This is a genomic window from Nitrobacter hamburgensis X14 (assembly GCF_000013885.1).
Classification (GTDB): domain Bacteria; phylum Pseudomonadota; class Alphaproteobacteria; order Rhizobiales; family Xanthobacteraceae; genus Nitrobacter; species Nitrobacter hamburgensis.
The window spans coordinates 286,244-294,829 of the sequence record NC_007959.1 but is presented as its reverse complement, the minus strand read 5'-3'; the positions used below and the strand labels follow the sequence as shown (position 1 = coordinate 294,829).

The following is an 8,586-nucleotide window of genomic DNA, read 5'->3' as shown; positions in this document are numbered from 1 at the left end:
GCCCATGCCGAGACACCGATCCCACAGCGTTGAGTTCAAGCGCCAGGTCGCCCGGGAGTTTCTGGGTGGCGAGACGCTTCATGGGCTGGCCAAGCGCTACGACCTTTCGCGTAACCTGATCCGCATCTGGGTCGAAAAGTACGAGACCGGCGCGCTGGACGATGACGCGCGCGCTGCGGATCTGGTCCAGGAATACGAAGCGCGGATCGCCGCGCTCGAGCGGTTGGTCGGCCGTCAGGCGCTCGAACTGGAGTTTTTAAAAGGGGCTCTGAAAAACGCACCCCGGCAGAGAAGCGCGACTACATCCGTGATCACCGGCCCCGCGGTCTGTCCATCGCTGAAGGATGCCGGCTGATGGGCATCGCGCGATCAACGTATTATGATGCGCCTGCGGCGCGCATTGGCGATGTCGAGCTGTTGAACGCGATCACCGCGATCTGCGACGAGTTCGAAGCCTATGGCTGGCGCCGCGTGCAGGCGGCGCTTCGCCATCGAGGCGTGATCGCCAACCACAAGCGGATCAAACGCCTGATGCGCGAGCACGATCTTCAGCCGCGCCGCCGCAGGCGTTATATCGCCACCACCGACAGCGACCACGATCAACCCATCTTCCCGGATCGTTCGAAGGATATCATCCTTGATGGCCCGGACCAGCTCTGGGTAGCGGACCTGAACCGTTGGCGCGACGCGAGGTGTTCCGGCAGGCCGCGCAAAGCCGCATCATCATCAGAGCACATCGCATCAATCACGGGGTCATCCCCGATCTCAGCTTGCCCGGCACGGATAACAACGGCGCCAGGCGCGGCGAAGGTGCTTGATGAAAGCGATGTCGCCGCTCTATTCGGGCTGGAGATGGCCGAAACTCCCCATACCCCAAATCCTGCCTTCACAGTCCCAAAGCGACCCCAACACTCCAAGGCGCAAAAAGGCAAGATATCTGCCGGAAAGACCAAGCCAGCAGCGAAGACCGATGTCGCCTTACATCGTGCGACTCGGGCCAGTTCGGGAACGAAAAAGACAACCCGAGCAAGTGCCAGGAAACGCCGCACTCGGCGGCGACCATAGTATTCCAATGATGCCATCGGGACCCCATGGCACGGAACGGGCGTACCGACCCGCTGACGAATCTCGGCTATCGGGTTTGAGCGGAAATGCTGAGAACATGTGGGCGAGGATCCAGAATTGGCGCTGAGCTAACCAGCCGATCTCAGATTACATAGTAATTTCAATAACATAAGAGTTCGCAGTTTTACGGATGCGAACTCTATGATTACTAAAGTGACGGGTTATTCTTCAATGTTGCAGTTGGCCCTCAATCATCAGTCTGCTAAAGCACTCAACTGTTGCCGCCGTAAGCGGCTTGAAGGTTGCGGTTGGCCCTCAAATCACCAGTCCGCTAAAGTGCAGATCAACGACGATGTGAACGACGAAATCCGGCCTTCATTCGTCAAGTCCCCTCTGAACGATATCTCATCGCCAGGATCATGCTTCTGTCCGTGGTCAGCGCGAAGGCCGCCACACCATGCCATCAGATCCAGAGCCGGCAGGCCAATCTAGGACGCGTGATTTGCCGAAGCTTTCACAGCATTACGCCCGACCTTGCCAAGCCCTCGTCCCAGCGACGGGACCTCTGCAGAAGCGGCACCGTTTCGGCTCCGCTCCGAACGCTCTATCTCCTATGCCATCGCTGCGGTCCTGCTCCAGCGAAAGTCGGTCGCATCCACCCACATGCGGTGGAGCACGACGTCCAATTTGCTGGCAAGCGCCACCTTGGCGCGCTTCATGCCCCGACGTTTCGCCACGTCGAGCGCCCAGTGCTTCAGGCTTGAGAAGCGGGTCGCACGCGTCAACATGATGTGCGCCGCTTCAAAGGGCGCTGTTCGCACCATGGCGTCGCCGACTTGCTGACGCCAGCATCCCGATCGGTCTCACCGGATTGATATTTTGGGGCATAAGCCCGAAGTAATTTTCCAAACCGCATCGGGTCGTCCACCGCCGAGCGATAGGTCAGAGCGACCAAGGCCCCGACGCCAGGTGTACTCATCAATCTCCGGCAGACCTTATCAGCGCGCGCGATCTTCAGCATCTCGCGATGGAGCTTGGTGAACGCGCACCACAACGCCGTCCGCGCCGCCAGCATCGTATCTCATGATGCTTGGAGCCGATCGCTCGGACTCCGTTTCAACACCATCATTCTGAGGAACAGCCGCCCAACCTGGCTATGCCGCGAAGGCCGGCCCATTACGGCATCTAAAGATAAGGACGTGCTGGACCTCGCTACACCGTACCAAGAAAGGCTGCAGCAACCTTCGCGGCGCAGCCGGTCAAATAGTGGGTCCAGAGCTGGAATCATCGCCTCCGCCGCTACGTTCGCCTAGCGATTGTCCAATCAGCGCATCGGACCGGGCGCGTAGAAGGTGGTTGAGAATTTCGAGGTCGTTCAGGATATCGAAAGGGTCGCGGTTGAGCGCCGACTTAAGCGCCTCCTTAAGCCAACAGCTCATTTCCCGATGTGCAAGAACCCAAGCGATCCGGGTGTCGATTTCTTTAACGGCACCGTCAAACTGAGACATTCCTTTCGCTCCGATTATCAAACGAGAATTTATAAGAATCCAGCGGCCGACCCCGAATAGGGCGATCCCACCGATCGCGGGTTACATTCCAAATACTGACCAGGATCGGCATGAGTTGTCCGTCATCAAATAACTTGAGACTGACTAGGGATTTTGAGAAGGAAGGCTCTGGCTCATCAGTGTTAGAGTTTAAGCGGCCTGCAGTCGATGCTGCAAGCGGCAGTTTGCGATAGTGGCGCGCTTGATGCGTTGACGCTCGACCAGGATCATCTCGGCTCGGCCCTTCCGAAGTAAACGTCAGCCGGGGTCAGGTTGTCGATGCTCTCTGCCGCTTGAGATCGCCAAGCAAGTAATAGTTGTCGAGCAGGATGCGGTTCTTCAGGGTCTGATGCCAGCGCTCGATCTTTCCCTCGGGTTTGGGTACTCGACCGCGGTTTTGCCGTGGCGAAGTCAATCACGCGTGCCAAACGATTGGTTCCGGAGTAAAGAATGATCTGCCGCCAATAGCGCTCGAAGTGATTGCCAAACTCTATGATCTTATCTTGCCGTCCACCCCCGGCGTTCTCTTACTGCGATTCTCCGTCACTCGTTCCACGGCCAACGTTTTGCCGCTGTGTGAGCGGCTCAGCAGACGTTGCAACGCTTGCCCGTCCTCTGGGACAAAATCGGGTCAATCCTCGATCTGTTCACACCAACCGAGTGCGTAAATTACTTCACTCATGTCGGATACGCGTAAATTCAATGCAAAAATGCTCTAGCGACCAAAGAGGTGGGATAGCGCGAGCGGCTCGTTCGGCAGCCGCAATGATGGCATCCGCATCGAGAGCTGTGGGTGAGATTTGATCATCAACATTGATTTGCCCTTGGCTGCCGGTCCTCAAGACGCCTGCGGACGGACCAGCCGCCGAGCATCCGGTCGAGGTTGCGTTGATGCAGAGACAGTTCAAAAGATGAACTCGCAGGCTGCGGCTGACTGATGAGACCACAGCGGGAATAAGCGCCTCGCTGTTTTGCGATTTAGCGAAACTACTGTCCTTCAATTGGCGAAACTGCTCTCCCGCTTTCGCGAAATACGCAACCACCACGACCGAAACCGCGGACAGGGCGTCCGGTGCATTCATGCCCGACATCGTAGCCACGGCGCGGGCGGCTTTAGTCAGACAGCCATTTGTGTACGTATGCGTCGATGAGCTCGCGTACGGATTCGGACTTGATCACCAGGCCGAGGTCGATCATTTCCGCGCCGATGGACTGAGCCTGGGTCTGCGCCGGCACCGGCCCGGGCACGAGTTGGTTGGCCTCTTCGCGGAAGAACACCGCCGCCACCACCCCGGCGAACCAGATGGTGCGCGCCGAGTCGCCGCGCGGACGCAGCGGATCGTCGCGCACCACGAATACCGGGCTGCCGCTCGATCCGGGATACACTGCGGCATCGATCAGGAATTGCTTGTGTCCCTCGAAGTCGAGTTCCAGCGGCGTGGCCGTGGTGCCGCGGCGCAGAATGGGCATGAGGTTGACCTGATCCCACACCCCACTGGGATAGCCGACGAACAGCACCTCCTCGAGCGCGTCGAAACCCCGCACCGTGGCCGCATCGGGAATGCTCTGGCTGTCGATCGCGTGGTAATACAGCTGCACACCAAGATCGCGCGCCGCACGCTCGAGCGGTCGCAGCGGCACGATGGCCAGATCGACCTCGGGATCGGGGTGGACGAACCATGCCGCGGGGAAGTCGTCGATATTGAGCTGAAAGCGCTGGCCAAATGCCGGCTTGCCCTCGCTTGTCTGGGTGAACACCAGGCCGCCGCGGCGCACGCCCTCGACCAGATGGCGGTTCGTGACGATAAACGGCGTGCTGCCCCGGGCATGGGCGTGGCTGAGGATGAAAGCCGTGCCCGAGCCGGTGCTGCCATCCTCGAGCTCGGTATCCACTCGCACAGTGGAGAACAGCAGCTTTTTTGCGATGGAGTCGATTTCCATGGGGCTCACACGTGTGGGACGGCGCGCTGGTTCAAGCGCTCGATCGCGGCCAGCGCCGCGCGCTGCGCTTCCTCAGCCTCGGCCTCGTTGCCCATCATGGTCAGGCGGCCGAAGGAACCGAAGGCCTTGACGTCGACCAGGGTGATGTGCGCGGCCTTCTCGGCCTCGTTGGCGGCATAGACGATATAGCCCGCCGGCTCGACCTCCAGGATGAACATGCTCTTGCCGGGCAGGATCATCGAGCCCTTGCGCAACTGGCGGTTGATCAGTGTCGCGTGGTCGGGGGTGATGGCGCGGATGATCTCGTTCCACGCCACCTTGCAGCGCAGCCGCGACTCCATGGTGGTGTTGAGCTGCCGCAGGATCAGTTCGCCCGCGGCGAGCACCTCGCTCTGGTTGCGGAAGTGGAGCTCCATCGAGCCGAAAGCGCGCTCGACGACTTGCTCGCCCATGCGCACATTGGTTTTTTTCAGCGCCGTGTCCGAGAGGTTGTGCACCGCCATGCCGGGCGCGACCTCGATCCACATGCAGGCATCGCCGGGCACCGGCAGAAAGCCTTGCGAGGACGTCGCGATGTAGGATGCCAGCTGCGGCTGCAGCGCGTCCATGAACACGTAGGTGCGCAGGGTGATCTTCATCCTCAGCCCACCCTCACCGCGTCAGGCTCATGTAGAGCATGGGCAGTTTTTCCGGCAGGCGCTCGGCCTGGTCGATAACGGTGAAGTTCTTCATGCCGAAGATGCGCGACACATACTGGTCGGCATGCGGGTCGAGCGACAGCGCATACACCGTGATGCCCTGGCGGCCGAGCTCTTCCACCGCGGCTTTGGCGTCGTGGCGCAGGTATTGCGGATCGGTCACATCGTTGTCGGCCGGCTCGCCGTCGGTGACGACGAACACCACGCGCTTGCTCTTGGGCTGCTCCGCCAGGTAGTGGGCGGCGTGGCGCAACGCTGCACCCATGCGGGTGGAGAGCCGCCCTTTCATCCCCGCCAGCCGCGTCTTGACCGAATCGTCATACGGCTGGTCGAAGTCCTTGAAGCGTTGGTAGTGCACATCGTGCCGGCCGTCAGAACAAAAGCCATGAATGGCAAACGGGTCGCCGATGCGGTCGAGCGCACCGGCCAGCAATACCGTGGCGGCGCGGGTGAGGTCCATGACCGTGTAGTCGTGGCCGCGCACCTTGTCGTTGGACGACTCGGATGTATCCAGCAGAACCAATACCGCCAGATCGCGCAGCGCGCGCTTGTAGCGTATCATGATGCGCGGATCGTGCTGTTGGCCGATGCGGATGTCGATCATCGCGCGCACCGCGGCGTTGATATCGATCTCGTCGCCGTCCTCCATGTGGCGGATGCGCTGCATGCCCTGCGGCACCATCGACTCGATCAGGAACTTGAGTCGCGAGATCACCGGCTTGTGCTCGAGGATGATGCCCTCGATCACCTCCAGCTCGCCCATCAGCGGATGGTACTCAAGCAACGTCACCCAATTGGGCCGCTCCAGTTGGATCTGATAGTCCCACTCGGGATAGTGGAAGGGCTCGGAGACCGGCGGGCGGCCTTCGAGCGAGTTGATGGTCACGTCTTCCTGGTCGAGATAGAACTCGGTGGGGAGCTCCCACACCTCCTGCGCATCGTCGCCGGCGAACTCGTTGTCCACCTCGTTGACCATCTCCATCACGTTGACTTTTTTGCGCACCTGCTGGCGGGTCTCCCAGGTGGCGGCCAGCACCTGCGCCTCGTCGTATTCCTCCAGATGCCAGACGGCACGGTTGTCGTCGCGATAGATGGCGCTGAGCGCATCGGTGAGCTTGTGGTAGGTCGGCAGGTCGAGTTCGAACAGGCGGTGCGATAAATCCACACCCAGATTCCAGCTCACCTGATTGCTGTCCAGATCGGACTGGGTGCGAAACGCGGCCACGCCCTGCCGCACAAATGGGTGCGGGTCGGTCGAGTCGAGGTCGAGCAGGGCGCGGGCGAGGCGGTCAAGCAATTCACCGACGGTCTGCGGCTGGGCCGAGTAGTCGAACACCGGATGCAGCGCCAGCCAGGCTTGGCGCATCCCGGGGAACCTGCGGATCGCCAGTTCCTCCACCCGGGCATCCTCGAAAAGCTCGATCACCGCCATCTGCACCGGCAGCAGCTGCTGCATCGACAGCGGCGTCTGGGTGAACACCAGATGCGCCGCGCAGTGGTTGGCGGCGGCGCGGTAGATCTCAAGAGCGCTGACGACCTGCTCGGGCGCGGTCGCATCGCCCTGGGGTTTGTAGTCGTCATAGGCGTCTGCGATGTGGATGACATAATGCTCGATGTACGGCCTGAGCCCGTCGCGGCTCTCGTAGTCGCCGGCGGTGGGGCGCAGAAAAAAATCGCGGCCCCAGATCGCACGCATATAGATGTTGAGCCGCCGCTGGATGTCGACGAACAGTGTGCCCTTGCGTTCCTGCTGCAGCACGGCCTGCGCATCGGCGCTCTGCAGCCCGAAATAGACCGCCTGCCCTTCGAAATCGGTCTTGTACGCCTGCGCACCCCATTGCACCCAGCGGCGCAGCCCGCCCAGCGTAAGCTGATTGAGCAGACGGTCGAGGTTTTCCAGCATCGGCCGCAGGCCGCGCGGAACCTGCGCCGCCACGATCTCCAGCACCTTCAGATAGCGGCGAAACAGATCGGCATCGCCCACGCGGTACGCCACCAGCGGCGCGGTGCTGGCGATCAGAGCCAAGACCTGCCCCGAGGTTTTGGACGCCATGCCCAGCAGAAAGTTGACCAGATCGGGCAGCACGTCCTCACCGATCGCGCGTCCCACCTCCGGCATGGACTGGATGAAACTGACCACCAGCTCCTCGCCGCGACCGAGTTGGTGCAGCGCCACCGCGCCCTTGAGATAGTTGTCCAGCCCGCGCGAGCTAAGGGCTCGCGCCGCCTCGTTCCATGACGCGCGCAGCAGCTCCTGCGCACCGCCGGGCAGTTCGTCGAGGAGTTCCTGGAATTCGTCGAGGTGGATGGCCATGATGTGTAAATTCGGACTGCCTGGCGATGCTGCCTTGGCCGACCTCAAGTTTCCTTTCCCACCTCACGGCTCGGAAGCCGCTCGGAGACGCTCAAAAATAAGTCGTCACCGCGGAATCGAGCGCGTCACGCATATCGAGATCGTCGGTGATCGGGCGCACCAGCGCCACCCGGCAGGCCGCCAGCGGCGCGACGCCGCGAGAAATCAGCGAGCCAGCGTAGATTAGCATGCGGGTCGAGATGCCCTCATCCAGCCCATGGCCTTTGAGGTTGCGCGCATGTTCGGCGATGTGCACCAGCTTTTTTGCCGCGTCCAACGCAACGCCGCTCTCGTGCACGACGATCTCGGCCTCGACCTCGTGCTCGGGGTAGTTGAAGTCCAGCGCGCCGAACCGTTGCTTGGTCGACTGCTTCAGATCCTTCATCAGCGACTGGTAGCCGGGGTTGTACGAGATAACCACCTGGAAATCCGGATGGGCCTCGACGATCTCGCCCTTTTTCTCCAGCGGCAGAATGCGCCGCGCGTCGGTCAGGGAGTGAATCACAACCGTGGTGTCCTGCCGCGCCTCGACCACTTCGTCGAGATAGCAAATCCCGCCGAAACGCGCGGCCATGGTCAGCGGCCCGTCCTGCCAGCGGGTGCCGCTGGCGTCGAGCAGAAAGCGGCCGACCAGGTCGCTGGCGGTCATGTCTTCGTTGCAGGCGACCGTGACCAGCGGCTTGCCGAGTTTCCACGCGATGTATTCGACAAAGCGCGTCTTGCCGCAACCCGTCGGACCCTTCAGCATCATCGGCATGCGGACCGAATAGGCGGCTTCATACAGCCCGACTTCATCGGCCACCGCGCGGTAGTAGGGCTCCTTGGTGACGCGGTAGGCATCGAGTACGGCCGCAGTGCCGGCCGTATCGGTTACCGCGTGCAGGGCCACGCCGCCGGACGCGGCAGAGGCCGCGGGCATGTGAAAGGCCGGGTCGCGTCGCGGCAGGTAGCCGCGCAGGGAGGGATCGTCACGCATGATCGG

General features: G+C 61.5%; 7 protein-coding genes and 4 pseudogenes. 2 read left to right on the top strand and 9 right to left on the bottom strand.

Annotation, left to right across the window (positions count from 1 at the left end; genetic code table 11):
- Nucleotides 1-4: 4 nt before the first annotated feature.
- Together NHAM_RS22230 and NHAM_RS29505 are read left to right on the top strand one after the other, a co-directional pair.
- Nucleotides 5-355, top strand: a complete 351-nt coding sequence (locus NHAM_RS22230) for a transposase (RefSeq protein WP_011504797.1) — start codon at nucleotides 5-7, stop codon at nucleotides 353-355.
- Nucleotides 355-513, top strand: a pseudogene (locus NHAM_RS29505) (IS3 family transposase); the annotation flags it as partial. The gene NHAM_RS22230 and the pseudogene NHAM_RS29505, both read left to right, overlap by 1 nt.
- A gap of 1,163 nt (nucleotides 514-1,676) precedes the next feature.
- On the opposite strand, the pseudogene NHAM_RS28695 reads toward NHAM_RS29505, so the two are convergent.
- The 9 genes and pseudogenes from NHAM_RS28695 to NHAM_RS22190 all read right to left on the bottom strand — a co-directional run.
- Nucleotides 1,677-2,146: pseudogene (locus tag NHAM_RS28695) on the bottom strand (transposase); the annotation flags it as partial.
- 178 nt (nucleotides 2,147-2,324) lie between these two features.
- Nucleotides 2,325-2,573: a hypothetical protein gene (locus NHAM_RS22215; protein WP_041359496.1), complete on the bottom strand. Its 249-nt coding sequence runs from the start codon at nucleotides 2,571-2,573 to the stop codon at nucleotides 2,325-2,327.
- A 189-nt stretch (nucleotides 2,574-2,762) separates the two neighbouring features.
- A pseudogene (locus NHAM_RS25870) lies at nucleotides 2,763-2,994 on the bottom strand (IS3 family transposase); the annotation flags it as partial.
- Nucleotides 2,995-3,105: 111 nt separating this feature from the next.
- Nucleotides 3,106-3,219 (bottom strand): annotated as a pseudogene (locus tag NHAM_RS29160) (reverse transcriptase N-terminal domain-containing protein); the annotation flags it as partial.
- A 67-nt stretch (nucleotides 3,220-3,286) separates the two neighbouring features.
- Nucleotides 3,287-3,694: a hypothetical protein gene (locus NHAM_RS25860; protein ID WP_157043842.1), complete on the bottom strand. Its 408-nt coding sequence runs from the start codon at nucleotides 3,692-3,694 to the stop codon at nucleotides 3,287-3,289.
- A gap of 31 nt (nucleotides 3,695-3,725) precedes the next feature.
- Nucleotides 3,726-4,553, bottom strand: coding sequence for a S1 family peptidase (locus tag NHAM_RS22205; RefSeq protein WP_011504801.1), 828 nt, complete (start codon nucleotides 4,551-4,553; stop codon nucleotides 3,726-3,728).
- 5 nt (nucleotides 4,554-4,558) lie between these two features.
- Nucleotides 4,559-5,191, bottom strand: a complete 633-nt coding sequence (locus NHAM_RS22200; RefSeq protein ID WP_011504802.1) for a hypothetical protein — start codon at nucleotides 5,189-5,191, stop codon at nucleotides 4,559-4,561.
- Between the two features lie 13 nt (nucleotides 5,192-5,204).
- The gene (locus NHAM_RS22195) at nucleotides 5,205-7,565 is read right to left on the bottom strand and encodes a nitric oxide reductase activation protein NorD (RefSeq protein ID WP_041359494.1); all 2,361 of its coding nucleotides are present in this window, start codon (nucleotides 7,563-7,565) and stop codon (nucleotides 5,205-5,207) included.
- A 91-nt stretch (nucleotides 7,566-7,656) separates the two neighbouring features.
- Nucleotides 7,657-8,580, bottom strand: a complete 924-nt coding sequence (locus NHAM_RS22190) for a CbbQ/NirQ/NorQ/GpvN family protein (RefSeq protein WP_245270102.1) — start codon at nucleotides 8,578-8,580, stop codon at nucleotides 7,657-7,659.
- Between the last annotated feature and the right edge of the window lie 6 nt (nucleotides 8,581-8,586).

Excerpts from the sequence above, each read along its gene's own strand:
- NHAM_RS22230 (WP_011504797.1), top strand. The coding sequence starts at position 5 with ATGCCGAGACACCGATCCCACAGCGTTGAGTTCAAGCGCCAGGTCGCC.
- NHAM_RS22215 (WP_041359496.1), bottom strand. The coding sequence starts at position 2,573 with ATGTCTCAGTTTGACGGTGCCGTTAAAGAAATCGACACCCGGATCGCT.
- NHAM_RS25860 (WP_157043842.1), bottom strand. The coding sequence starts at position 3,694 with ATGAATGCACCGGACGCCCTGTCCGCGGTTTCGGTCGTGGTGGTTGCG.
- NHAM_RS22205 (WP_011504801.1), bottom strand. The coding sequence starts at position 4,553 with ATGGAAATCGACTCCATCGCAAAAAAGCTGCTGTTCTCCACTGTGCGA.
- NHAM_RS22200 (WP_011504802.1), bottom strand. The coding sequence starts at position 5,191 with ATGAAGATCACCCTGCGCACCTACGTGTTCATGGACGCGCTGCAGCCG.
- NHAM_RS22195 (WP_041359494.1), bottom strand. The coding sequence starts at position 7,565 with ATGGCCATCCACCTCGACGAATTCCAGGAACTCCTCGACGAACTGCCC.
- NHAM_RS22190 (WP_245270102.1), bottom strand. The coding sequence starts at position 8,580 with ATGCGTGACGATCCCTCCCTGCGCGGCTACCTGCCGCGACGCGACCCG.